The organism is Quadrisphaera granulorum (assembly GCF_003149145.1).
Classification (GTDB): Bacteria; Actinomycetota; Actinomycetes; order Actinomycetales; family Quadrisphaeraceae; genus Quadrisphaera; species Quadrisphaera granulorum.
This window is the reverse complement of record NZ_QGDQ01000044.1, coordinates 1-23,516: the sequence shown is the minus strand read 5'-3', so window position 1 is coordinate 23,516 and position 23,516 is coordinate 1. Positions and strand designations below refer to the sequence as shown.

At 69.2% G+C, this 23,516-nt stretch carries 22 protein-coding genes and 3 pseudogenes; 15 read left to right on the top strand and 10 right to left on the bottom strand.

What is annotated here, in order from left to right; genetic code table 11:
- From BXY45_RS21650 to BXY45_RS21640, 3 genes and pseudogenes are all read right to left on the bottom strand, one after another.
- A pseudogene (locus BXY45_RS21650) lies at positions 1 to 188 on the bottom strand (transposase); the annotation flags it as partial.
- Positions 189 to 329: 141 nt separating this feature from the next.
- Positions 330 to 1,298 carry a universal stress protein gene (locus tag BXY45_RS21645; protein WP_109776611.1) on the bottom strand — a complete coding sequence of 323 codons (969 nt, stop codon included), beginning with the start codon at positions 1,296 to 1,298 and terminating at the stop codon, positions 330 to 332.
- Between the two features lie 54 nt (positions 1,299 to 1,352).
- The gene (locus BXY45_RS21640; RefSeq protein ID WP_109776610.1) at positions 1,353 to 3,446 is read right to left on the bottom strand and encodes a HelD family protein; all 2,094 of its coding nucleotides are present in this window, start codon (positions 3,444 to 3,446) and stop codon (positions 1,353 to 1,355) included.
- Between the two features lie 843 nt (positions 3,447 to 4,289).
- Between BXY45_RS21640 and BXY45_RS23620 the strand changes: the two genes are divergently transcribed.
- The 4 genes from BXY45_RS23620 to lpdA all read left to right on the top strand — a co-directional run bounded on the left by BXY45_RS23620 (position 4,290) and on the right by lpdA (position 8,937).
- Positions 4,290 to 4,445, top strand: coding sequence for a hypothetical protein (locus tag BXY45_RS23620; RefSeq protein ID WP_170131671.1), 156 nt, complete (start codon positions 4,290 to 4,292; stop codon positions 4,443 to 4,445).
- Positions 4,446 to 4,573: 128 nt separating this feature from the next.
- Positions 4,574 to 5,947, top strand: coding sequence for a DUF4062 domain-containing protein (locus tag BXY45_RS21635; protein WP_170131670.1), 1,374 nt, complete (start codon positions 4,574 to 4,576; stop codon positions 5,945 to 5,947).
- 112 nt (positions 5,948 to 6,059) lie between these two features.
- A complete protein-coding gene (locus BXY45_RS21630; protein ID WP_146211321.1) occupies positions 6,060 to 7,010 on the top strand; it encodes a hypothetical protein in 951 nt (316 codons plus the stop codon).
- A 541-nt stretch (positions 7,011 to 7,551) separates the two neighbouring features.
- On the top strand, positions 7,552 to 8,937 hold the full coding sequence (gene lpdA / locus BXY45_RS21620; RefSeq protein WP_109776606.1) for a dihydrolipoyl dehydrogenase: 1,386 nt from the start codon (positions 7,552 to 7,554) through the stop codon (positions 8,935 to 8,937).
- Between the two features lie 235 nt (positions 8,938 to 9,172).
- On the opposite strand, the gene BXY45_RS21615 is transcribed toward lpdA, so the two are convergent.
- The 3 genes from BXY45_RS21615 to BXY45_RS21605 are packed head-to-tail and all read right to left on the bottom strand — an operon-like array spanning position 9,173 to position 11,430.
- Complete coding sequence (locus tag BXY45_RS21615) at positions 9,173 to 9,667, bottom strand: hypothetical protein (RefSeq protein WP_109776605.1); 495 nt, start codon at positions 9,665 to 9,667, stop codon at positions 9,173 to 9,175.
- A 9-nt stretch (positions 9,668 to 9,676) separates the two neighbouring features.
- A complete protein-coding gene (locus BXY45_RS21610) occupies positions 9,677 to 10,603 on the bottom strand; it encodes an oxidoreductase (RefSeq protein WP_109776604.1) in 927 nt (308 codons plus the stop codon).
- Positions 10,600 to 11,430 carry an SGNH/GDSL hydrolase family protein gene (locus BXY45_RS21605; RefSeq protein ID WP_109776603.1) on the bottom strand — a complete coding sequence of 277 codons (831 nt, stop codon included), beginning with the start codon at positions 11,428 to 11,430 and terminating at the stop codon, positions 10,600 to 10,602. The genes BXY45_RS21610 and BXY45_RS21605 overlap by 4 nt, the downstream gene beginning before the upstream one ends.
- 135 nt (positions 11,431 to 11,565) lie before the next feature.
- Between BXY45_RS21605 and BXY45_RS24390 the strand changes: the two genes are divergently transcribed.
- Positions 11,566 to 12,429: a LysR family transcriptional regulator gene (locus tag BXY45_RS24390; protein WP_109776602.1), complete on the top strand. Its 864-nt coding sequence runs from the start codon at positions 11,566 to 11,568 to the stop codon at positions 12,427 to 12,429.
- Between the two features lie 120 nt (positions 12,430 to 12,549).
- Here BXY45_RS24390 and BXY45_RS21595 read toward each other — a convergent pair whose 3' ends face one another.
- Positions 12,550 to 13,200: a TetR/AcrR family transcriptional regulator gene (locus tag BXY45_RS21595; protein WP_109776614.1), complete on the bottom strand. Its 651-nt coding sequence runs from the start codon at positions 13,198 to 13,200 to the stop codon at positions 12,550 to 12,552.
- Positions 13,201 to 13,264: 64 nt separating this feature from the next.
- On the opposite strand from BXY45_RS21595, the gene BXY45_RS21590 reads away from it, so the two are divergent.
- Complete coding sequence (locus BXY45_RS21590) at positions 13,265 to 14,500, top strand: FAD-dependent oxidoreductase (protein ID WP_146211320.1); 1,236 nt, start codon at positions 13,265 to 13,267, stop codon at positions 14,498 to 14,500.
- A 115-nt stretch (positions 14,501 to 14,615) separates the two neighbouring features.
- Here BXY45_RS21590 and BXY45_RS21585 read toward each other — a convergent pair whose 3' ends face one another.
- Positions 14,616 to 15,077: a MarR family winged helix-turn-helix transcriptional regulator gene (locus tag BXY45_RS21585; RefSeq protein ID WP_211319835.1), complete on the bottom strand. Its 462-nt coding sequence runs from the start codon at positions 15,075 to 15,077 to the stop codon at positions 14,616 to 14,618.
- On the opposite strand from BXY45_RS21585, the pseudogene BXY45_RS24790 reads away from it, so the two are divergent.
- From BXY45_RS24790 to BXY45_RS21575, 3 genes and pseudogenes are all read left to right on the top strand, one after another.
- Positions 15,011 to 15,727 (top strand): annotated as a pseudogene (locus BXY45_RS24790) (MFS transporter); the annotation flags it as partial. The gene BXY45_RS21585 and the pseudogene BXY45_RS24790 sit on opposite strands and share 67 nt — an antisense overlap.
- 151 nt (positions 15,728 to 15,878) lie before the next feature.
- Entirely contained in the window at positions 15,879 to 16,598 is a 720-nt protein-coding gene (locus BXY45_RS23960; protein WP_211319834.1) for an MFS transporter, read from the top strand.
- A gap of 47 nt (positions 16,599 to 16,645) precedes the next feature.
- Positions 16,646 to 17,209, top strand: a complete 564-nt coding sequence (locus tag BXY45_RS21575) for an NADPH-dependent FMN reductase (protein WP_109776600.1) — start codon at positions 16,646 to 16,648, stop codon at positions 17,207 to 17,209.
- Between the two features lie 9 nt (positions 17,210 to 17,218).
- Here BXY45_RS21575 and BXY45_RS21570 read toward each other — a convergent pair whose 3' ends face one another.
- Positions 17,219 to 17,773, bottom strand: coding sequence for a TetR/AcrR family transcriptional regulator (locus tag BXY45_RS21570; protein WP_170131669.1), 555 nt, complete (start codon positions 17,771 to 17,773; stop codon positions 17,219 to 17,221).
- A gap of 215 nt (positions 17,774 to 17,988) precedes the next feature.
- Here BXY45_RS21570 and BXY45_RS21565 point away from each other — a divergent pair, with 215 nt between their 5' ends.
- Both BXY45_RS21565 and BXY45_RS21560 read left to right on the top strand, forming a co-directional pair.
- On the top strand, positions 17,989 to 18,705 hold the full coding sequence (locus BXY45_RS21565; RefSeq protein ID WP_170131668.1) for an alpha/beta fold hydrolase: 717 nt from the start codon (positions 17,989 to 17,991) through the stop codon (positions 18,703 to 18,705).
- Between the two features lie 268 nt (positions 18,706 to 18,973).
- On the top strand, positions 18,974 to 20,584 hold the full coding sequence (locus tag BXY45_RS21560) for a serine hydrolase domain-containing protein (RefSeq protein WP_109776598.1): 1,611 nt from the start codon (positions 18,974 to 18,976) through the stop codon (positions 20,582 to 20,584).
- Between the two features lie 79 nt (positions 20,585 to 20,663).
- Here the strand turns inward: BXY45_RS21560 and BXY45_RS21555 are convergent, their stop codons facing one another.
- Complete coding sequence (locus BXY45_RS21555; protein ID WP_211319833.1) at positions 20,664 to 21,287, bottom strand: winged helix-turn-helix transcriptional regulator; 624 nt, start codon at positions 21,285 to 21,287, stop codon at positions 20,664 to 20,666.
- A 118-nt stretch (positions 21,288 to 21,405) separates the two neighbouring features.
- On the opposite strand from BXY45_RS21555, the gene BXY45_RS21550 reads away from it, so the two are divergent.
- The 4 genes and pseudogenes from BXY45_RS21550 to BXY45_RS21535 all read left to right on the top strand — a co-directional run bounded on the left by BXY45_RS21550 (position 21,406) and on the right by BXY45_RS21535 (position 23,441).
- A complete protein-coding gene (locus BXY45_RS21550) occupies positions 21,406 to 21,792 on the top strand; it encodes a nuclear transport factor 2-like protein (protein WP_109776596.1) in 387 nt (128 codons plus the stop codon).
- Positions 21,789 to 22,121, top strand: coding sequence for a TfoX/Sxy family protein (locus tag BXY45_RS21545; protein ID WP_109776595.1), 333 nt, complete (start codon positions 21,789 to 21,791; stop codon positions 22,119 to 22,121). Before BXY45_RS21550 ends, BXY45_RS21545 begins: the two co-directional genes overlap by 4 nt.
- 12 nt (positions 22,122 to 22,133) lie before the next feature.
- Positions 22,134 to 22,359 (top strand): annotated as a pseudogene (locus BXY45_RS21540) (integrase core domain-containing protein); the annotation flags it as partial.
- A gap of 284 nt (positions 22,360 to 22,643) precedes the next feature.
- Positions 22,644 to 23,441, top strand: a complete 798-nt coding sequence (locus BXY45_RS21535) for a phosphotransferase (protein WP_211319832.1) — start codon at positions 22,644 to 22,646, stop codon at positions 23,439 to 23,441.
- Positions 23,442 to 23,516 lie beyond the last annotated feature (75 nt).

The window sequence follows — 23,516 nt, the reverse complement described above, 5'->3', positions numbered from 1 at the left end:
AGCATCCGCGGGTCGTACGCCATCCGCCCGGTCCCGCCGCGGCGGTAGCGCTTGTTCAGGGCGGTGATGTCCAACTGCGCGACGATGTCGCGCAGTACCCACACGACGTCCTCGACCAGCCAGTCGCGGATGTCGGGGGCCAGCAGCATCGGCTGATCCACGTCGAAGGACCGGAACTGGCGCGCCACCGGCACATGATCGCGCCCCCGCCACTACCGCGGCGGGGACGCACCCCGCTTTATGCAACAGGCTCGATCATGGGCAGTTGGCCACTTCTGAGGTGGCCAAGTGCCCATGATCACGGCCGGTGGGGTGGCGGACGCCCATGATCACTGGTGGAGGGGGGTGTGGACGAGGGCCACGGGGCCGTGGGCGTGGTGCAGGACGGCACGACTGACCGAGCCCAGCAGCAGCCCGCGGAACCCACCCGACCCCCGCGAGCCCACCACCAGCAGCTCCGCAGCCTGCGCAGCCTGCAGGAGGGCGGTCGCCGGGTGGTTGCGCACCACCCGCTGGTGGACCACGACCCCCTCGGCGTCGGCGGCAGCCTGCGCCTCGCGGACCACCTCGTCCAGCAGCTCCGCCTGCGCCTGCTCCAGCGCCTCCACGTGCTCGAGCGCCGGGCCGATCTGCCCGGAGCCCCACAGCGACGGCGGCTGCCAGGCGCGCACGGCGGTGACCTCGGCGCCGCGCGTGGCTGCCGCCTGGAGGGCAAACCGCAGGGCGCATCGGGCGGCCGGTGACGTGTCAGCTCCGACGACGACGCGGCGCCCCGCCGTCGTCGTCGTCCCCGATGGACCGTCCGCCCCGCGCTCCGGGGGCCTGACCACCACTACCGGGCAGCGGGCGTGCACCGCGACCTGGGCGCTCGTGGAGCCGAGCAGCAGATCGGCGAAGGCGCCGTGGCCTCGCGAACCGAGCACCATCAGCCGGGCCGCGCCGCTCTCGTCGAGCAGTGCGGGGACGGCGGCGGCCCAGTCGTGGACGACGCTGCTGACCTGCACGCCGGGGTGCTCGCCGCGGACCCGCGTCACGGCTTGCGCGGCCAGCTGCTCCCCGAGGCGTCGCAGGTCAGGTGGCGTGAGGATCGCGCCGGCGGTCTCGGCGCTGGCTACGGGGTGCCAGGCGATGCAGACCACCACGCGCAGCGGTGCGCCGAGGCGCTCCGCCTCCTCGCAGGCCCAGTGGAGGGCGCGGACGGCGCCCTCGGAGCCGTCCCAGCCGACTACCACGTGGTGCCTGCCGGGCGGCGGCGGTTCCGGCCGGGTGGCGGACTCGTGCTGTTCGAGAGTGGACACGGAGGACCTCCCTCCCAGTCGACCCGGCGCCTTCGCCAGGTCGGGGGACTGACGTTACGACGCCGGCGCGCCCGGCGAAAGCGGTGCGGGGAGGCCTTCAGCGCCGACCACGGTGAGGCTCGTGACGGCGCGCGTGAGCACGACGTACAGCCGCTGCAGCCCGCGCGGCTCCGCGGCGAGGATGTCGGCGGGATCGAGGACGACGACGTGGTCGTGCTCGAGACCCTTGGCCAGCCCTGCGGGCACCACGACGACGTCGCCGGCCTTCGCAACGGCGCCCTCGTCGCTGCCCAGCAGCGTGGAGCCCACGCCGGCGGCGGCCAGGGTCGCGGTGGTGGACGCGACGGCGTCGTCGGCGCAGATGACCGCCGTCGACCCTTCCCGGTCGGCCAGCTCGACGACGGCGGCGAGCAGGTCACCGGCCGGGCGCAGCCGCAGCGCTCCGGGAGCGCGCCGCGCGGCACGGGGAGCCGGCAGGCCGGGGGCGATCGAGGGCAGCAGCTGGGCGGCGAAGTCGATCACCTCGCCGGGCACGCGATACCCCATCGTCAGCGGCCGCACGGTGGCCTCCGGGCGTCCGAGGTGGGTCATCACCGTCGACCACTGCCCCAGCGAGCACGGGTGGGTGGCCTGCGCGAGGTCGCCGAGCACCGTCAGCGACCCGGTGGCGAGCCGGCGTCCGATGGCTCGGCACTGCATGGCCGTGAGGTCCTGGGCCTCGTCGACGACGATGTGCTCGTAGGCCTCCGGCCGCTCCAGCAGCCCCTCGATCTCATCGAGCAGGACGACGTCGGCCGCCGTCCACGGAGCGCGCGCCAGGGAGCGCGGTCGCGCGGTCCAGGTCAGGGCCGCCTGCTCGTCGGTGTCGAGGAGGCCTTCGGCGGCGCGGGCCAGCGATGTCGGGTCGCTGTAGAGGTCGGCGAGGACGTCGACGGCGCGGCGCGCGGGCCAGACGACGTCGAGGACGGCACGGACGTCCTTGCTGCGGGCGGCGCGGGCGGTCTCGCCGTCGGTGGGGGTAAAGCCGGCGGCCTCGCCCTGGCGGCGGGCGTCTTCCGCGATTGCCCGGGCCAGGCGGGTGCGCGCCGCGGCGTAGTAGATCTCGCGCTGCGCGGCGGGGGCGACGACCTTCTCCGCGAGGGTGCGGACCGTGGCCGCGACGCGGTGCGCCCGGACGCGGTAGCGCCGACCTGCGAGGTCGAGGACGACGTCGTCGGCATCGTTCGGCTCGCGGACGCCGCTCATGAGCGCCCGGGCGAGCACCTCGGCCATGCGCGGGTCGGTCTTCACGGCCTCGGCCGCCGGGGTGTCGGTCGCGCGGACCGTGACGTCAGGGCCGAGGTCGGCGACGGTGCACTGCGTGACGTCGACCTCGCCGAGCGCGGGGAGCACCTGGTCGATGTAGCTGAGGAACGCCCGGTTCGGGCCGACCACGAGCACGCCACCGCGGCGCAGACGCTCGGCGTGGCTGTAGAGGAGGAACGCCGCGCGGTGCAGCCCGACGGCGGTCTTGCCGGTGCCCGGAGCGCCCTGGATGCACACGGACTCCTCCAGCGGAGCTCGGACGATGTCGTCCTGGTCCGGCTGGATGGTGGCGACGATGTCGCGCATCGGACCGCTGCGAGGACGCTCGATCTCGGCGACGACGAGGGATCCGAGCGCGGGCGTGCCGTCGCCGTCGTCGTCCTGCTCGATGGGGGAGGGGGCGGTGCGGGTGAGGTCCTCGTCCTCGTAGCTGGTCAGCTCCCCACGGGAGAAGCCGAAGCGGCGGCGGAGCAGCAAGCCCTGCGGGTCCTGGGCGCTGGCCTGGTAGTACGTGCGGCTGACCGGGGCGCGCCAGTCGATGACCTGCGGGTCGCCTGCCTCGTCGATGACGTGGCGGCGCCCGATGTGCAGCGCCCGCTCGGGCTGGTCGATACGCCCGAAGAACGCCGGGACGTCGGGCAGCTCCGCGAGGGAGCGCAGCCGCTCGGCGCGCAGGGCGCCGAGGCGCTCGGAGGCGTAGGCGTCACCGCCGACGTCGACGAGGGCCTCAGCGGTGCCGCGCATGTGCGCCAGGCACTCACCGACGTGTTCGAGGAAGGCGCCCTCCGCTTCGAGGACGGGATCGCGAGGGGCGGGGGAGACGTCGACACCGGAGCCAGCCACGAGCCGAGAACCCTACTCCGCCCCTACGGGTGATCATGGGCGTTCGGCCACCTCCGCGGTGGCCGGGTGCGCATGAGCAGGGGTATTGCGCCAGGAACAGCAAGGCCCCCACGGCTCTGGGAACTCGTGGAGGCCTTGTCAATGTGTGTCCGAGGGGGGACTTGAACCGCGGTCAGGCGGTGTGTCGTCTCGTTCGGACTGATGTCGATCTGTGCCGTGACCTGCATGTTCTCCGTCGGGCGCATTCCCTCTGGTGTCGACCAGTGGAGCCCAATGGCGATTCAACTGCACACGAAATTGCACACGCAGTCTGCCCAGTCCCACCCTAGAAATCAATGCCCGCCGTGCAGCGCTCGAACCGCCGACGAACATCGACGCGCTGTGCAGGCGGCTGCGGAGGAACGGGCGCGGACCCCGAAGGCGAGACCCCTTCGCGAAGGCCCCCGCCTGCCCGACCGCGCCGGTCGGGCAGCCGCAGGCAACCGGGGTGGGTCACCACTCCGTATACCTTGCTCCGCCCCGCGAGCCCAGCCCGCAGCCCCATCACGCCGGCCTTGGGTTTCGACAGGACCGAGGGCCATGTCTCGATGACCTCAAGATGCTGCACGGGAAGCAACCGAAGGACGCAGTTCTTGGCCGGCATGAGGAGGGAATCCCGCACCATGACGGCAACTCCGCCCGCCCAGCCGGAGGGGCGGCCTACCGTCGCGGTGTGGCCCTCCACGCCTCTCATGATGTCGACACAGGCGCCTACGTCGACTCCGCCGGCGGCGTGCCCTCGACGGCGGGATCAAGGGTGCGCTTGGCCCGAAGCCCATGGCGGTCCCCGAGTGCGACTCTGCTATGCGCGACCGCGTCCGACGCGACGTCAAAGACGACGGACACGTCCTCGGTGACGCGGCGGCGGAAGGCCAGCTGCAACTCGCCTCCCTCGACGCGCTGCGCGAGCTGCCGGGCTGCCTGAGCGCGAAGCGGCCTCCGCCCGCGCCGCCCGGTTAGAGAACACGCTGCGCGACTACCGCTCGGACTGGATCGACTTCACCAGGTGAGAACCGATGGCGCCGCCGCCTCGGGACCGGGGGCGGCGATCTGATGACACACCAGCAACAGCGAGGATCGATCACATCATGGTTGACCGCGTTCACTCCGTCTTCGTCAGCTCGACGTTCACCGATTTGCGCGCTGAACGTCTGGCGGTCACAGATGTGCTATTGCGCAGCAAGTGCCTTCCGGCCGGCATGGAGCTCTTCGCCTCCGGCAGCCGTGCTCCGTGGCAGACCATCACCCGAAGTCTCGACCTGGCCGACTACATGGTTCTGATACTTGCGGGTCGCTACGGCAGCCTTCGCAAGGGGACCGACCTCGGCTACACCCACAGTGAGTACCGGTACGCACTGGAAAGAGGCATTCCCGTATTGCCCTTCCTCATCAAGGACATCGATGACCTTCCCGGCCACAAAGTGGAACTTCAAACCAGGTTCAAGAAGAAACTCGCAGATTTCAGGCAGGAGGTTCTCGACGGCGACCAGACGTGTCTGTTTTGGTCAACGGAGGCCCAGCTAAGAGAGCAGGTGGCATTCTCGATCGCTGCTGCCAAGGACGACTTCCCGCGGCCCGGATGGGTGAGAGGAGATGCGCCAGCTTCAGGTGGTCACCTTTCTGAGGATCCGGCCGACAGCCTGCCGATCCGCGTGGAGATCGACGACCGCATCCCGCTGGCCCCCCTGACAGATTGCGTTGAGGACTTCCGGCGATTCGTGGAGGCTCAGCAGCAAGGGCTCCTCGACGCGATCCCTGAACCCAAGCCGCCCACGCCCGCTCCGCCGGCTGGCGCCGTGCTGTCAGTTGGCGCCTTCGCTGGCCTAGCCGAGCAGCTACGGCAGTCAGGATCGACGTTCGGGCTAAAGCCTGAGGATCGTTCACAGGAGCAGTACCGTGCTGAGGTCAGCGCCTACGGGACCACCCTCGCGAAGGCGTTGCCAACAATCCGTGAGCAGATGGCAGCGCGCGTGTTGGCACCGCTGATCGTGAATGTGACCAACCCGGAGCGAAAGAACCTCGCCGGGGTAGAATTGGTCCTGCACATCGAGGGAGACGTACGCGCCGTGCCCGTCGAAGACATTGAGGACGGCTGGGACCCCAAGGACGACATGCCGACAGCTCCTCGAAAGTGGGGTCCTCGCTCGACCTGGGCGAGCACCGACTTTCTGGCGTCAATTTCAGGTGCCGACTTTCCGTTGGGATCACTGGCCAGGCAGGTGCAGATCGAGCATGACGGGTCGGTGACGCTTCGATACCCCCCGTTCGACCTGCGTCCCAAGGGCGGCCAGGAACTCTCGTCCGTTGTCCTCCTGGTGCCGGACGGAGCCGCTCGAACACGTCGAGCCACCTGGATCGTGACCGCGACCAACCGGGACGGCCTGGCAGAAGGCGAGCTGACCCTCGACTTCTCGGCTGCCCCCCGCAACGTCTGGCGAGACTGGTGGAGGAGGCAGGCTTGATGGTCGCAATCGGACGCTTGTGTCATGCCTCATGCGACGTCGAGCAGCGACGTGAGCTTCTTGGAGACCGATCCGCATCCTGGAATTGCCTTGTTGCACTGGGCCCCTGCAAATGAGCGAGCAACCAGCAGACCACACCGCGGAGGACACCGCGCCCCTTCCATCGAGGTGGAGTGACGACCTGGTCTTCGAGTCGGTCCCCATCCCGGCACCGCTTCCCCGGGCGCTTCGCGGAGCGCGTGCTGAACGTGATGGCGCCTGGACCGCCGAGCGCATCCACCAAGCCCTTTGGCAGGCAATGCCCCATGACGGTTGGTCACTTCTGGAAGAGGTGACCATAACGCCTCCTCCGCCGACTACCCCGTCCAGGCGGGGCAAAAAGTTCATGGTCGGCGCCGAGCTCGACCCCGCGATCGTCCCCGCGGCGCCGACGTTCAACGAGCAGAGGCCGCGTCGCATCGACGTGCTGGCTCTTCGTGAGCCGGGCCGGCGCACTGCAGCCGACGTGGCGACGGCGCAGGGGCTGCTCGGAGCCGTCGGTCGAGGTGCTTGGAACGACGTGCGGACCAAGCCGGCGGCGGCGGGGTTCGACTTCGGCCTGATGCGACTGCTGGCTGTAGAGATCAAGGTGACGCGCGCGGACTTCCGCAGTGATGTCGCCAAGCCCGACAAGCAGGCGCCGTGGCGGGCAATCGCGCACCAGCACGCTTATGCAGTTCCCGAGGGACTGGTGGAGGTCTCTGAGGTGCCCAAGGGCTCGGGGCTGATCGAGATCCGACAGCAGCTGGTGCACGCCTCCTGGGCGCCGCCTTCGGGTGCGGTCATCACCGAGGCCCGCTGGGCACGGCAGGCCCCATACAGCCCAGGCGGCATCAACGACGCGTTGCTCATGGCACTGCTGTTCCGAGCCAGTTCAGCCGAAGGCCGGCTGCGGGGCAGGACTGACCCTGAGCGCAGCAACGACCTTGGGGAGCTGCATGCGCACATCCGCCGTCAGGCGGAGGAGATCGAGCGCATGAAGCGACACATCTCCAAGTTGGAGAGAGCGCTCGGGCGTCCTTGAGGGATGATGCTCGCGCAGCATGGTGACTCCTGCGGCGATGCGGTGGAGCTGGTGGTCCTGAGGCAGATCCAGGGACCTGACCCCCTCTCGTGGACACGCTGAACCCAGGCAAGGCCTGGAGGAAGCGACACGATCAGCACGTGGCGCGCAAGATCTACTCCGAGGAGCTCCGCAGGGACGCTGTGCAGCTGTATCGCACCAACCCCCACGCGGTGGTCGTCGGCATCGCCGCCGACCTGGGAGTCTTGGACTCCACCCTGCCCGGGTGGCTGCGAGAGGCCGGCGTGCCGGTCCACCCGCGGCCCGGACGGAGCTCACCTGTGGCTGCGGTGCCGACTGAGAGCCCCTCTGAGGAGCTGACGCGGCTGCGGGCGCGGGTGTCAAGTAGCCCGTGGGCGATCCGGAGCAGCCGGAGGTGCCGCACGAGGAAGCCGGCCTTGTGCCGATGAGACTGCTTCCGTAAGCCTTTGGGCTGCTCCAGACCCGACGCAGTTGTGCTCCACAGCGCCTGGCCGCGTCACGTGAGCAGTACGGTCCGATCATGGAGGAACGCTTTGACGTCGTCGTCCTCGGAGCTGGTCCCGGCGGCTACGTTGCGGCCATCCGCAGCGCCCAGCTCGGCCTGAAGACGGCGATCGTCGAGGAGAAGTACTGGGGCGGGGTGTGCCTCAACGTCGGGTGCATCCCCACCAAGGCACTGCTGCGCAACGCCGAACTGGCCCACATCTTCACCCACGAGGCCAAGACCTTCGGGATCATCTCCACCGGTGAGGTGTCCTTCGACTATGGGGTCGCCTACGAGCGCAGCCGCAAGGTCGCCGATGGCAGGGTCAAGGGCGTCCACTACCTGATGAAGAAGAACGGCATCACCGAGATCCACGGGCGCGGCACCTTCACCGACGCCACAACGCTGAAAGTGGGCGACCGCACCATCACGTTCGGACACTGCATCATCGCGGCCGGCGCCACACCCCGCCTGCTTCCCGGCACGACGCTGTCCGAGCGAGTCGTGACCTACGAAGAGCAGATCCTCACCAGCACGCTGCCCCAGAGCATCGTCATCGTGGGCGCAGGCGCCATCGGCGTGGAGTTCGCCTACGTACTGCACAACTACGGCGTGAAGGTGACCATCGTCGAGTTCTTGGACCGCGTGCTGCCCCTGGAGGACGAGGAAGTCTCCGCCGAGCTGGAGAAGCAGTACCGGCGCCTCGGCATCGACGTGCTGACCAGCACGAAGGTCGAAGCCATCGACGACGACGGCGAGATGGTCCGCGTCACCGTCTCCCGCCAGGGGCAGACCTCGGTGCTGGAAGCCGACAAGGTGATGCAGGCGATCGGTTTCCGACCCAACGTCGCGGGCTACGGCCTGGACGCGGCAGGGGTGCAGCTGACTCCGGGCGGAGCCATCGGGGTGGACGAGCGGTGCCGGACGAACGTCGGCAACGTCTTCGCCATCGGTGACGTGACCGCCAAGCTGATGCTGGCCCACACGGCCGAAGCCATGGGCGTCGTGGCTGCCGAGACAATCGCCGGGGCCGAGACCATGACGTTGGACTACGCGATGATCCCCCGCGCCACCTACTGCCAGCCTCAGGTGGCCAGCTTCGGCTACACCGAAGCTCAGGCCCGGGCGCGCGGCGGCGACGTCCGGGTCGCGAAGTTCCCCTTCATGGCCAACGGCAAGGCGCACGGCCTGGGCGATGTCACCGGCTTCGTCAAGATCATCAGCGACGGTGAGTACGGGGAACTGCTCGGTGCCCATCTGATCGGCCCGGACGTCACCGAGCTACTGCCGGAGCTCACCCTGGCCCAGCAGTGGGACCTGACGGTCACCGAGCTGGCGCGGAACGTCCACGCCCACCCGACCCTTGGCGAGGCGGTGAAGGAAGCCATTCACGGCCTCGCCGGACACATGATCAACATGTAGCGAGAATGATCTTGGGTTGCGCCGGCGTTGCACCAATGGTCTGGCTGAGCAGGTCCAGCGCACCCATCGTGACAACAATCTGCGTCGGACAAGCTGCGTGGCCGCGCTGAAGACTCAAACAGCAGCACTCTCTCGGGTGGCTTTCTTGCTCGCTCGGGAGCGGGAGCCGTGCGCCAGCGAGTTCACAGACTTCAGCGACCGGTGCGCGCTCGCTGGCTGAGGTGCGCGGCCGGTGTCAGGCTCGAGGCGAAGGTGGACCTGCAGGGACCTGCTGGGCCGGGAGGCGCTCCTGGAGATCGTCAAGCTTGCCTCTGAGCGCCTCCACCCCCCTGCGAATCATGTCGGCATAGCCGTCATCACCAAGCGCGTGCTGGGCAGAGAGAGCCGAATCGAGCTGAGCGCGGGCGGGGGCGACCCTTCCCTGCCTCAGGTACCCGTCGCCGAGATTGAGGTGGAGGCTGGGGGCCAATCCCGCCGCATCGGCGATCCCGATCGCGGCCAGATCCTTTCGACCGACTCTTCGGTAGGCATCGAGCGCACGCTCGTCCCATGCCACCTCGTCCTCGAGTCGCTCTTCGAGGTCGGCGAGGTAGTGCGCCAGCACGCAGCGCTGGGCATGGTCCGCATCGCCGGTCCTCTGCCAGCAAGCGAGCAGGTCGGACCGTCCACCAGCGCGATCGCCAGCGAGCGCGCGGCCGACGGCTGACACCACGGCCTCCCACGACGTCACCGCCCGAGCCTAGGTCGCGTCCTGGGTCGGCTCGGCGACAGCGGGCGATGGGTGGCCACCGACGACCAGATTCTCGATGTCCTCCGGGGAGAGCTGGAGGTCGGCCACGGCCAGGTTCTCCTCGAGGTGGGCCAAGCTCGACGTCCCCGGGATGAGCAGCACGTTCGGCCGGTGGGCCAGCAGCCAGGCGAGGCCGACCTGTGCGGGCGTGGCGCCCCTGCGCGCGGCCACCGCCTGAACCGCCGGGTCGTCGACAACCTTGGGCGTGCCGGGGAAGGCCGACCCGAGGGGGAAGTAGGGCACGTACGCGATGCCCCGCTCGCCGCAGAGGTCCAGGACGTCGGCGTCGGAGGTGTCTACCAGGCTGAAGGCGTTCTGCACGCAGACGATCCCCGCCTGATCGATGGCCTGCTGGACCTGGTCGAGCGTGGCGGTGGAGATGCCGATGCCAGCGATCTTTCCCTCGTCGCGCAGCGCAACCATCTCGGCCAGCTGGTCCTCCAGCGCCACCGACTGGTGCTCGGGGTCGCCGCCGTCGTCGTCGCCATCGTGAAGACGAAGATTCACCGCGCCGAGCTGCTCCACGCCGAGGGAGCGCAGGTTGTCCTCGACGGCCGAGCGCAGCTGGTCGGGACGCTGCGCAGGCAGCCACCCGCCGCGAGCGTCGCGGATTGCGCCGACCTTGGAGACCAGCACGAGGTCGTCCGGGTAGGGGTGCAGGGCGGCGCGGATGAGCTCGTTGGCGACGTCGGGACCATAGAACTGCGCGGTGTCGATGTGGTTGACACCCAGCTCGACAGCTCGCCGTAGAACGGCGATAGCGGTGCCGCGGTCACGCGGCGGCCCCATCACGCCGGGGCCCGGCAGCTGCATCGCGCCGTACCCGACGCGGTGCACGGGCAGGTCGCCGAGGAGGAACGTCAACGGTGGCGTCATACCCATGCACTCCACACGCGGAGCACTTCGAGCGCCAGTCGTGCTTGGCCAGCCACCGTCAGGTGCAGTCCGTCGTGCAGCAGGTGCCCAGCTGCCGGTGGCGCTCCCAAGGCGGAGAAGGCATCAACGACGACCTCTCCTCCACGGATGATCTCAGCCACCCGCTCCAGGTCACCGTTGTCGAACCGCACTCCGAACCTGGCCAGGCCCGCATGAGTGGCCACTTTCGCCTCGTCGACGGCAGGCGGGGTGATCCAGATGGCTCGCGCCTGCGTCTCCATGGCGACCCGATGGCGCAGTTCGGTGATGTTGCGGGCGGTCTCCTCGTGGTGGACGAGGGTCTTGGTCGGCTGAGGTCCCTGCGTGCGGGCGTCGTTGGTGCCGAGGAGGAAGAGGATCCAGTCCGGCTGTGACCTGAGTGCGTTGGCGACCCTGACGAGGCCGTGAGTGGTCGTCTCCCCTGCGACAGCGTCGATGGTCACGCGGACGTCGTCATCACCGCGTCGCCTACGCAGCAGCTCATGCAAGATCACCGCCCAGGACTGTGGATCCGAGGTCAGGCTGTCGCCGAACGCCGTGACCGCAGTCCCTGGCTGCAGGGGCAGCCGGTCGAGCATCGACGTGACCGCATCGTCAGCCAGGAGCTGCTCCACCACGTGGTCGACTTCGTCCTGCATGCTCCCGAGTTCGAGTACGTACAGCTGCGGAGGAAGACCCAACAAGCCGGCGCGTGCCGCGTGGTCCAGGGCGTGCCCTCCGGGCAGAGCTGCCAGGGTGCGCTCGGGCTGGATGACCTTCATCAGCCAACGGACCTGCTCGTTCGACATGGCTTGTTGGCCTCCTGATGATCTGGCGTGGTCATCGCCAAGCGTCGTCAGGCGGTCTCCAGGCGTCCAAGACCGTTCGAGTGCTCGTCGATACTCCTGCGGCATCGGCGCAGATCAGCGGGCTAGCGTGGCAGCGTGGAGACCAGGGAGCTGCGGTACTTCGTCGCCGTGGCCGAAGAGCTGCACTTCGGGCGAGCCGCGCAGCGCCTCTCGATGTCCCAGCCACCGCTGTCGCGGGCGATCCAGCAGCTGGAGCGGCGCCTCGGAGTGGAGTTGCTGCACCGAGGCGCCCGGTCTGTTTCGTTGACCACCGCAGGGGAGGTTCTCCTCACCGAAGCACGAGCGGCCCTGGACGCCGTCGAAGCGGCTGGCCGACGGACCCGACGCGCCGGAGGCGAGGGGCGCGGTGCTGTGGTCCTGGCAGCGAAGGCGGGAGCATCCAGTGATCTGATGTCCACGCTCGTGCGGGCCTACGGTGCACAGCCGTTCGCCGTCGAAGTCGACGTGGTGCTGTGCGGGGCTGGCGAACAGGGGCAGCTCGTTCGAGATGGGCGAGCTGACGTCGCTCTGTTGCAGCAGCCCTACGACGACGTCGGTGATCTGCATTTCCGCGGGCTGGTTACCGAGAAGCAGGTCCTCGTCCTGCCTGCGGGGCACCCCCTCGCCGCCCGAGGGAACGTCTCCATGGCAGACGTCGAGTCCCTGCCCGGCCTTCCCCAGCCGCGCTGGCCACGGCCTGGCGGCGGTTTCGATGACGGCCCCGGTCCTGCAGTACGGGACCACACGCAGCTGCTTCAGCTGATCGCACTGGGACGCGTCTGCGCGCTGATGCCCTCATCGATCCGGTCATCACTGCGTGCGCAGCACGTGGCGGTGAGTGTGGTGGATGCCGAACTGGTCACCACAGTCATCGCGTGGCCCCGGCATTCCCGGTCTCGTGCGGTTGCTGACCTCGTCCAGGCAGCGTGCGAGCTCGCGCAGGTGACGTCGTCGACCTGAACGCGAGCAACCGATCGCCATGGCTGCACGGAGGGCTGCGATCCGCAGCGGCATTCCCCCGCGCGAGGAACTCCTGCGTGCGACACAGGGACCACGCCACCAAGTGCCTCGCCCCGGAGATCAACCGTGGAGCACGCCACCGTCCGTCAGGGCCGCCCGGGCGATGCCCGCCGCCAGTGGTGTCACCGATTCAACGGTCATGGCCCCCACTGGCCCACTTACGAGGGTGAACAGGACCCCGCCGTACATCTGCAGAACGGTGGGGATCCGGTCCGGCGGCACCGGCAAGCCGAGCGCCTCGTAGTGGGCTGACGTCGCCGCCGTCGACCTGACCTGTAGTCGCCCCAGGGCCTCGCGCACCGCAGGTCGACGCAGCGCCTCCAGCTGCAGCTCGAAGATCGCCAGGTAGCGCTGCCGATGGTCGGTCGCCGCCTGCAGCAGCGAGGCCGCCAACAGCTCCGTCATCAACCGCTGCGCGGCCGGCCCATCGAGCACCTTGCCAGGCTGGCGAACGAGGTGGTCCGCCTCGTCTGAGCCTGCGGCGGAAGATGCGGACGGACTCATCTGCGCCAGATGCAGGTCGACCACCCGGTCCACCACGGCCACCAACAACGCCTCCCGGGAGGGGAAGTAGTTCGACGCCGTCCCCGCCGGCAGGCCCGTGGCCTTGTCCACCGCCCGGTGCGTCACCCCGTGCACTCCCGCTTCCACCAGCAGCGCGATGGCCGCATCGGCTAGCACGGCGCGGCGAGCAGCGTTCACCGGAGGCACCTGGCCACTGTAGAGCGACAGTGGTACAACGATCGTAGTGAATAGCCCGCACGGGAAGGTGGCCATGGACGTCCTCATCGCCGGCGCAGGCATCGGAGGCCTGGCCCTCGCCGCTGGCCTGACCCGCAGCGGCCACCACGTCCGCGTCCTGGAACGCGCACCGATACTGCGCACCAGCGGATCCGGCGTAACGCTGTTCTCCAACGGCACCGCAGCCGCCGCCGGCCTCGGGGTCCCGATGGAACACCTCGGAGGTCCAGTGGACCGGCTGAGCTTCCACACCCATGACGGCGCCCGGCTGTGGGACCTGGACCTGACACGGCTGCACCGCCGCACCGGGCACATCAGCACCTGCGTGGCCCGACGCGACCTGCTGGAGCACCTCGCAGCAACCTTACCCGAGAGCGTCATCACCTTCGACGCCGCCGTACGCGACGTCCACGTCCTCACAGGCGGCCCGAATAGTGCCGGCGATGGCCGAGGCGGGGTCAGCGTCGTCGACGTGCATGGCGTCGAGCACCGCGGCGACGTGCTCGTCGGCGCCGACGGCTACGCCTCTGCCGTCCGCGCCCACGTGTTGTCCGACGTGCCCGCTCACCGGACGGGCTGGGTGACCTACCAGGGCCTGTCGACCCTGCCCGAGCAGGCCGACCCGGAGCTGGAGCGCATCGTCACCGGACGCCGCGGTGCCTACTTCGTGGGGCCAGCCGGGTTCGTGGGCCTGATGCCAGCAGGGGGCCGGCGCCTGCAGTGGTGGTTCGACGTCGCTGAGACCAACCACGCCACCCGTCCTGATGACGAGCCGAGCGGTGAGCTGGCCGCCCGCTTCACTGACTACGCCGCGCCCGTCCAGGCGGCACTCGCGCTGACAGCCTCCGAGTCGGCGCAACGCTTCCCCCACGTGTTGCACGACCTACCGCGGACTTGGGGTGTCGGGCCGGTGACGTTGCTCGGGGACGCCGCCCACGCCTTCCCCCCGACCCAGGCCCAGGGCGCCAACCAGGCACTGGAGGACGCCTGGCTGCTGAACCGCACTCTTACCGACCTCGCCGAAGGCGCCGCGTCACCTGTCATGTCGCCTGATGCGCTGTCCTCGGCGCTTCGCGGATTCGAAAGGGGACGCACGCGGCGCGTAGCCCGGGTGCGTCGCCTGACAGCCTCCGAGACCACGAACGCGGCTCCCGGCCCCGTGGTCCGAGCCTTCGCCCCACGCATCCCGCCGGCCCTCTCGGCCCGCATGTACGACCGGCTGATCCACCGCGTCAGCAGCGTGCTGAACGACGAGCGGACGGCGGACTGAGCGTGCCTCACTTCTGATCCCGTTCAGCAACCCGCAGCGGCACGTTCCCGCGCATTGGTCACGAACGGGGATGGTGCTGGCTGGGCTCCTCGGCAGGCCACCGGCCCGAGCCGCGCTAGCTGGCGTGGTGAGCAAGCAGTCTCTGCAGCAGGCTGACGAACTCGGCTCGCTCGCCCACCGAGAGTGGGGCGAGCAGGGCCTCCTGACCCGCCCGAACACGATCGTGCAGGTCCTGCAGTGCGACAGCCCCGGCGGCGGTGATGTGCAGTGCGTTCCGGCGAGGGTCGCTCTTGTCTGGCTCTCGTCGCGCCAACCCGTCGCGCTCCAAGCTGTTCAGCTCGGCGACGAGATCACTACGGTCCAGACCCAGGCGTCGGCTGAGCTCGGCCTGACTGATCGGACCGAACTCCTCCAGACCCGCGAGCACGGCGTACTGCCTTCGAGAGCCCGACTGCCCTAACGCGTCGGCGACCACTTTGTTGGCCCGACTGGAGACCTGGTTCAGCAGCCATGAGGGCACTGAGCGCAAACAGGTGGGAGCCGGAGGGCGGTCAGGCGGCGTCATGTCGCTGCTCACAGAGCAAGCATAAGCCAGCATTGGAAATCCAACGCTGGACTGCTAGCATTGGAAGTCCAACGCCAAGTCTGGGGGAACCCGTGCGCGCACTGACCTCGAACGCTGGCCTTACTGCGAGTGAAGCCGTACCGGGATGGATGTGGCGCCTGGCGGTGATCCTCGCGGTTGGCGGCGTGCTGGCCGGCCTCGACACCTCCATCGTGAGTCTCGGCCTCGCCGCCATCGGCGCAGACCTAGACACCTCGCTCGCCGCCGCCCAGTGGGTCCACAGCGCGTACCTGCTCGCCATGGCGGCGACGCTGCCGATATGCGGCTGGATGACGCGACGCATGGGTGCCGGCAGGCTATGGCTGTCCTCACTGGCCGCCTTCAGCGTGGCGTCCGGCTTGTGCGCCCTGGCCCCTGACATCGCCGTCCTGATCGTCCTCCGCGTCCTACAGGGGATGGCCGGAGGCCTGCTCGTCCCCAGCGGGATGACCGTCCTCGCCGAGGTCGCTGGCTCTGCCCGAATGGGGCGGGTCATGGCGACGTCCAGCGTCCCCGCCATCCTCGCTCCCGCCGTGGGCCCAGTCCTGGGCGCGGCGATTATCAGCCAGCTGTCATGGCACTGGTTGTTCCTGGTCAACCTGCCAATCGGCGCTCTCGGACCGCTCCTCGGAGTGCGCCTGGTTCCCCGTGGGGACCGTCGGACCAGCGGCCCCCTCGACATGGTCGCCGTGGCGCTGGTGATGATCGGCCTTCCCGCGCTGACCGTACGCCGCCAGCGGCCTGGCCGAGCAGGCGAGCTTCACCGACGCGCACGTGATCGTCCCATCGACCGTCGCGGCAGCTGCCCTGAGCGTCTACGCGCGCCGCTCTTGGCGCTCCAGCTCACCCCTGCTGGATCTGCGTTTGTACCGCGACCGGGTCTACCGGGCCGCCTCCGTAGAAGTGTTCTTCAACGGGGCTGCCCTCTTCGGTGGACTGATGGTCATGCCGCTGTACTTCCAGGTCCTGCTGGGTCGCGACATCCTCGAGACCGGGCTGCTGCTGATCGCCTTCAGCGTGGGTGCCGCTGCGACGTTCCCCCTCGCCGGACGCCTGACCGACCGCTACGGCGGGGGCTGTGTCGCCACAACGGGGCTGCTGATCACTGCCGCCGCCACAGCACCCTTCGCCGTCCTGAACGCCGACGCTGACCTGGTCGCCGTCGAGTCTCTCCAGGTGCTGCGCGGTGTCGGGTTGGCCCTCTGTGGCACGCCCGTCGTCTCCACCGCCCTGGCCACGGTGCAGTCCCACCAACTGCCCGACGCGACCGCTCAGGTGAACGTTCTGTCCCGTGTCGGGGGCGCGATCGGCAGCGCCGTCTTCATCAGCGTCCTATCCACCCGACTGCCCGCCGAGGCCTCCGGCTCCGCCGCGACCGACGCCTTTCACGCGACCTTCGCCTGGCTCACCGCCGCCACCCTCGCCGCCCTGCTCGGCAGCGGCTGGCTCATCCACGAGCAGCGTCGCGCCATGGCCACGCCCGCCACCACTTGACCACCGACCTGCACGACAGCCGAACCGGACGATCCCTGAGGAGCGCCATGACCCGCATCGCCATCATCACCGGAAGCACCCGCCCCGGTCGCCGCAGTGACGTGATCGCCCACTGGGCCCTGCAGTCAGCCGCCAACCGCGCCGACGCGGACTTCGCACTCGTCGACCTTGCTGAGCACGACCTGCCACATCTGGACGAGCCCGTCGCCGCGGCCATGAGCGCCGACTACCGCCACGAGCACACCCGCCGCTGGGCCGAGACGATCGCCTCCTTCGACGGCTACGTGTTCGTCACCCCCGAGTACAACCACGGCACCACCGGCGTACTGAAGAACGCCATCGACTACCTCTACACCGAGTGGCACGACAAGGCGGCCGGGTTCATCAGCTACGGCACCCACGGCGGCGTCCGCGCCGTTGAGCACCTGCGCCTGGTCATGGCCGAGGTTCACGTCGCCGACGTCCGAGCGCAGGTCTCGCTGTCGCTGTTCACCGACTTCACAGGCCAGAATTTCACCCCCGCGCCCCACCACACACGCAGCCTCGAGGCACTGCTCGACCAGGTGATCGCCTGGTCTGACGCCCTTGCCCCGCTGCGCAGACACTCCTGACGCGATACCTCAGCTCACGGAGGTGCCGCCCCAGTCAGGCGACGTGCCCCCGGTATCTATGTCGTCGCGAACGATGCCCGCAAGCAACCAGTTCAGCCCCCTTACAAAGACCTCCTGGGACTCTGCGACCGACAGCGGGTGATCTGCACCCGGCTCCGCGAGCGCACCCGCGGCGAAGGCCGCTGACCCCATCGCGTGAACGATGAGGACTCGACGGGCCACAGCCACATCCACGGCCTCGACGCCGGCCTCCTTCAGCAGGTCATCCATGACCCGTCCGAGGAGGGCGGCGTTCGGGCCCCGGGCGCCCTGTCGCGATAGGTAGACCGGCACCAGCCCCGGATGTGCGGCGAGCACCTCATAGGTGGCACTCAGCAGTTCGTGCAGGGAACGGACGGGATCGCCGGCCGCCACTGAGGGAGCCGGGACAGCCGCGAGCACGTCGTCGAGCAAGGCGTCGATCAACTCCGCCCGGTCGGCCACGTGGCTGTACAGCGCATTGGGCGCAACGCCCAGGCGTCGCCCCACGGCCCGCATCGTCACCGCGTCGACCCCGCCCTCCATGACCAGCTCACGCGCGGCCGACAGGATTGCTGATCGAGTAAGCCCGGCGCGCTGGCCAGGGCCGCGGGGGGCATCCATGTCGTCAACTGTACGCCGTCCAGTTAAGCTGGACGGCGTACAACTCATCCGAGTGTTGCGTCGTGCCCGGTCCGTTGCGCTCTCGACGTTCGCCTGCGCCCTCTGTCCGACCTCGAAAGCCATACAGGAGCCCACCCGTGACACAGACCCCCACGATCGTGCTCCTCGGTGGCAGCGGCCTCGGGCCATGGGCGTGGGGGCGCCTCACACCGGTCCTCAACGAGCACGGCATCCAGACCGTGACACCACAACTGCGCGGCACTGGCGATGATCCGACGCCGGCTTCCGCGCTTTCGCTCGACGACTGGATCGACGACGCGGCCCGGTCCATCGGAGAGCACGCAGCACCCGACGCCGTACTGGTGGCGCATTCCTTCGCCGGCTACGTCGCCGCTGGACTGCTCGAGCGCAACCCCACTGCGGTGAGAGCGACCGTGTTCCTCGACGCCGTCCTGCCCTCGCCCCGGCGATCATGGTTCGATGCCGCGGGGCCAGGCGTCGAGGCCTTCATGCTCGGGCTCGCGGAAGACGGAGCCATCCCGTTCTTCACCCGGGAGCAGCTCGACCAAGTCCACCCCCGCCACGGGCTCAGCAACAGCGACTGGACGTGGATGCAGCCTCGGCTCTCACCCCAGCCCCTCAGGACCTACACGCACCCCGCCATCACCAGGCCACTCGACCCCCGCCGTACTCGCCTGGCCTACGTGCGCTGCCTTCACACCACACCCTCCCCAGCGGAGGTCTCCGCAGACACACCAGGGTGGACCGTGAGGACCCTTCCCACGGGGCACTGGCCAATGATCACCGATCCGCACGCGACGGCGGGCGTCCTGCGCGAGCTGATAGCTCCATGATCTAGTTCACCTCTTTCCCTGCTCCGCCGGCTGCCCCCGTCCTCTCAACGGAGTGATCGTGCAGCTCGTGGGCGGGAACGCTTCCCGCCGCTAACGCTCGGTCGGGCGCGGTGGCCCATCGGGCGCCGCGCCCGCTGCCCGGGCAGGTTCCCGCGGCAGCGCGGCTCCCGCTCGAGGTTCCATCCGTCACAGGCGCCCAAGGCGTCACCCTGCGCCGGACACCGCAGATGTTGCGCTCGAGCTTGAGGTTGTTCGCGATCATGTGCTTGTGACGGACGAGGAGGACCGAGGCGCTTCGCCGAGCACCCTGAGGATCTGCGCCGTCGTCGTCGCGATCATGTGCCCCCTCATCGCCTCGCTCCTCCTTGGCGCCGCGCCGGCGGCTCACGCGGCGAGCGCAGGCGCCCGACAGGAAGTACCCGCGGCAGAGGTGGTGCAGGCGGTGAAGGAGCAGTTGCTCGCCTCTCACGTACCGGCTGCTGCTGTCGCCGTCGTCGAGCGGGGCGCGGTGAGCATCGGCACCGTCGGGGACGGCATCAGCGCCAGCACGCCCTTTGTGCTCGGGTCGATGAGCAAGTCCTTCACCGCAATCGCCGTCCTGCAGCTGCACGATGCGGGGCTGGTCGACCTGGATGCCCCCGTGGGCAGCTACCTGCCCGAATTCGCTGGCTCAGCGGCCGGGGAGGGCCAGCAAGACGACGAACATGCGCGCATCACCACGCGTCAGCTCCTGACCCAGACCAGCGGCCTTCCCACCTCCGCCGGGCTGACACTGATCGACCACCCGAGCATGTCTCTGCCGGAACGGGGCGAAGCCGCTGCGCGAACACCCCTGGCTTCACCGCCCGGGGAGGCCTTCCACTACAGCAACGCGAACTACGCCGTCCTGGGACGCCTCGTCGAAGTCGTCTCCGGCCAGGGCTTCGGCGACTACGTGCAGGAACGCATCTTCGACTCGCTCGGCATGACGAGCAGCCGCACCTCACTAGCCTCGGCAGGCCGGGACGGGCTTCCGTCAGCGCACACCGTCTGGTTCGGCCTCAGCTTCCCTCGGGCGACCCCTGACTATCCCGGGGGATCGCCGGACGGCTTCCTGGTCTCCGCTGCCACCGACATGGCGACCTACCTGACCTTCCAGCTTGGCGACGGCACCTGGCGAGGCGAGCGCGTGCTGTCCACGGCGTCGATGCAGCTCATGCACGCTGCAGCCGTACCCACCGAGCCGGATACCGCCGCCGCTGGGACGGACTCCTACGCGATGGGGTGGGGTGTCGGTAGCGTCGATGAGCAGCCCCTGCTGGCGCACGACGGCGACGTGATCGGCTACCACGCGGAGATGGCACTACTGCCGGCCAGCAGCTCAGCGCTCGTGGTGCTCACCGCCCGCAACGGGGCGCTCACGGATGCCCGGGCCCCCTTCGCAAGGGGTCTGGCGGCGTTGGCTGGCGGTGCCTTGCCACCCATCAGCGGCGCCTTCACCACTACCTACGTGATCGTGGACGTCACCTGTGCCGCGGTGGTTTTCATCCTGGCGTGGTGGCTGGTGAGGCCGCGGTGGCGCCGTCGGCTCTTCGAGCAGGCGGCGAAGGCTGGCCCCCTTCGCGCTGGCACCCTGCCGATGGCGGGTTACCTCGCCACTGCAGGAGCCCTGTACGCGAGCGTCTTCTGGGGGCTGGGGGTGCTCACCGTCGGGGAGCCGATGAGCCTGCGCTTCGCTGCCGGGTTCGTCGCTCCCGACCTGACGGCGCTGGTGCTCACGGTGTGCGGCGCACTGGTGGTTAGAGCGGTATGGACCGCGCTCGCTCTCTGGCGGACTGCACGCGCTGCCAGGCGTGGCGCGGCGTCCGGCGTGCAGGGACCCGCTCTCGGTGCGGCATGACTGAGTACGGGAGCGTTCATTGCCCGCGCTGCAGGCCGATGGTCGCGGTGATGGCCCGCCTGCCAGAGCGTCCCAACGACTAGCTGTACTGCCCGGGGACGTTGATTGATGAGTGGGCTGGCGGCAGGACGCGGTCAAGGGTGCTGGTGTCGCCGTCGACGCGAACGCCGTTTGCGAGGGCAACAGCAAGGGGCAGGGCCCCCTGCAGGAGCGCGACGAGGACAGGTCCTGGACCTGTGACGGTGGCGAGGGGACTCACGTCCCGCTTGCAGGGCTGGACCGCCACCGAGCCCTCCGCCGCGGTGAGGTCGAAGCCGTCGTCGAGGGTGCCGAAGCGGATGAGGACCGCCGGCTCGGTTGGTCGGCGGTCCTGGAGCAGGAAGCGGGCTGGCTGACTGAGCCAGTGCATCTGGAAGATCGCGTCGCGCGGGGCGTCTGGAACCGTGGGCGCACCCCACTTCAAGAGCTCACGCAACACTCCGTCCAGGGCCATGCCGCGGTCGGTAAGCCGGTACATCGGGACCCCCGGTGCCGATGGGGACGGTTCGCGGGTGACGAGTCCGTTCGCCTCGAGGTCGCGCAAGCGCACGGTGAGCAGGTTTGTCGCGATGCCGGGCAGGCCGCGCTGCACTTCCCCAAACCGCGACGGTCCCTGGATCAAGAGCTCGCGCACGATCAGGAGAGTCCAGCGGTCGCCGACCACGTCCAGAGCACGGGCGATCGAGCACAGCTGTCCGTAGGACTTCACCTCACCACGCCCCTTGACTTTCTCAAGTGCCTACTTGAAAGTTTCAAGCATCATCCTCGCATCAAGGAGAGCCATGCCCGCCGCCCTGTCTCCTGCTGCACCGCAGGTCCTCAAGGACTACTACCGGATCCTCGAATCCGGCTCGGACCACTACCAGGACGGGGCCGCCTTTCGCCCCCTGCTGAGCGACCATCTCGACTTCACCGGCTCCCTCGCCGGCCACCGCCCCGATGCCACTGAAGGTTTCCTTCGAGGCGTTGCCGGCTTCATCGCGACGGTCGAGCAGATCGAGATCACCCGCGACGTGCACGGCCCCACCGGTTCGGCCGTGCTGTACACGGCAATCATGCCCGGCGGCCCCGTGACCTTCGCAGAGTTCTTCACCCTCGACGGCGACCTCATCACGTCCGTGAACCTGCACTACAACGGACCCGAATACCTCGAGAAAGGCGGTCGATGACGGCGCAGCAGGACCTCCTCGAACGCGTTCGCCACGCACTGCGGGACCGCAGCCCTCGCGAGGTGTCGATGTTCGGGGGCATGTCGTTCATGGTGGAGGGCCGCATGGTCGCCGCCGCGCGCCGCGAAGGAGCACTCCTGCTGCGCATCGACCCCAGCACAGCGGCAGAACTGCTCGCCCGCCCCGGCGCCCACCCCGCGCTCATGGGGGCGGACCGCCCCATGGGCGACGGATGGATCAGTGTCGATCCATCCGCGCTCGAAGGGTCTGGGCTCGACACCTGGCTCGCGCCCGCGCTGTCCTTCCACGCAGCGCAGGGCACCACGTAGAACGTCTCCCACGACGCCTGCGAAGCGCTGTCGATCACCCCGAAACGGACACGCCCGTATCGACCCCAGGTCAACGGCAAGGTCGATCGCTTCCACCGGACCATGGCCGACGGGTGGGCCTACGCCCGCTGCGACACCAGCGAGCAAGAACGCCGCGACGCCCCTCCCAGCCTGGCTCCACCAGTACAACCAGCATCGTCCCCACACCGCCTGCGGCAACCAGCCGCCGTCCTCACGGTCAACGTCCCCGGTCGGTACAGCTAGCGATCTGCCGACGAGGCGGGCACTTACGGAGCCCAGCGCGCGCCGCCTCCGGCCCTACGATCGCGATGTGGGCGCCGAGACCGCGACGGCGCGACGACAGGTGGAGGTCATCAGCGCGGCCGAGGGGGCCCGACTCACCGCTGGTGAAGCGCATTGACCGTTCTCCGCTACACCGGCCCGGACGGGCCGAAGGTCGAGCTACCGCAAGGCGACGTCACCGAAGGCGTCGTCCGGGTTGGCGATACCGTGCGACGCCCCGTGCAGCCCCAGAGCGCCGCCGTCGCCGACTACCTGGACCACCTCGCAGCAGCGGGGTTCCAGGGCAGCCCCCGCTACCTCGGGCGTGACGGCGCCGGGCGTGACGTACTGACCTATCTGGACGGCGACGTCGCCGCCGACCCACCGGAACCCTGGGTCACCGATAAGGGGCTGCTGATCAGCGTCGCGGAGCTGCTTCGAGAACTTCACGAGGCCTCTGCCGGGTACGCCGCCGCCCGAGGGTTCCAGGCGCCGCAGGGGTCGGCCTGGATGCAGTGGCCGCTGCCAACCGACGTCGACATCTCACTGGTGCCCGAGCCACCGGCCCCGGAGCTCATCTCTCACAACGACATCACTCCGCAGAACGTCGTGGTGCGCGACGGTCGAGCCGTGGCACTGGTCGACTTCGACCTCGCCGGTCCTACCTCCCGGCTCCTGGAGGTGTGGGTGACCGCCAAGTACTGGGTGCCCCTGCGGGACCCGCGCGACGTGTGGCCCACCTGGGGCGAGGTCGACCAGGCGTCGCGGCTGCGCGTCTTCGTCGATGCCTACGGCCTGTCCACATCGGAGCGAGAGACATTGGTCGAGGTGGGCGCCGAGGAGGCAGTGCGTGCGTGGTGGCGGATGCGCGGCGCCGCCGAGCACCTCGGCGGCGGCTGGGCGCGCATGTGGTCAGCCGGTTCAGGAGAAGCCATCACCCGGCGTCGCGCTTGGATTGAGCGGCACGCCGACGACCTCACCCGAGCCATGCAGTCACGTCCCGTGAAGTGGTGTAAATCCCGGAGCCGCTCCCGATGATCAACGGGCCGTCCACATCGACGGCTCGCAAAGATCAAGTTGAGCGGTCACCGCGCGATGTCAGTGAGAACCGAC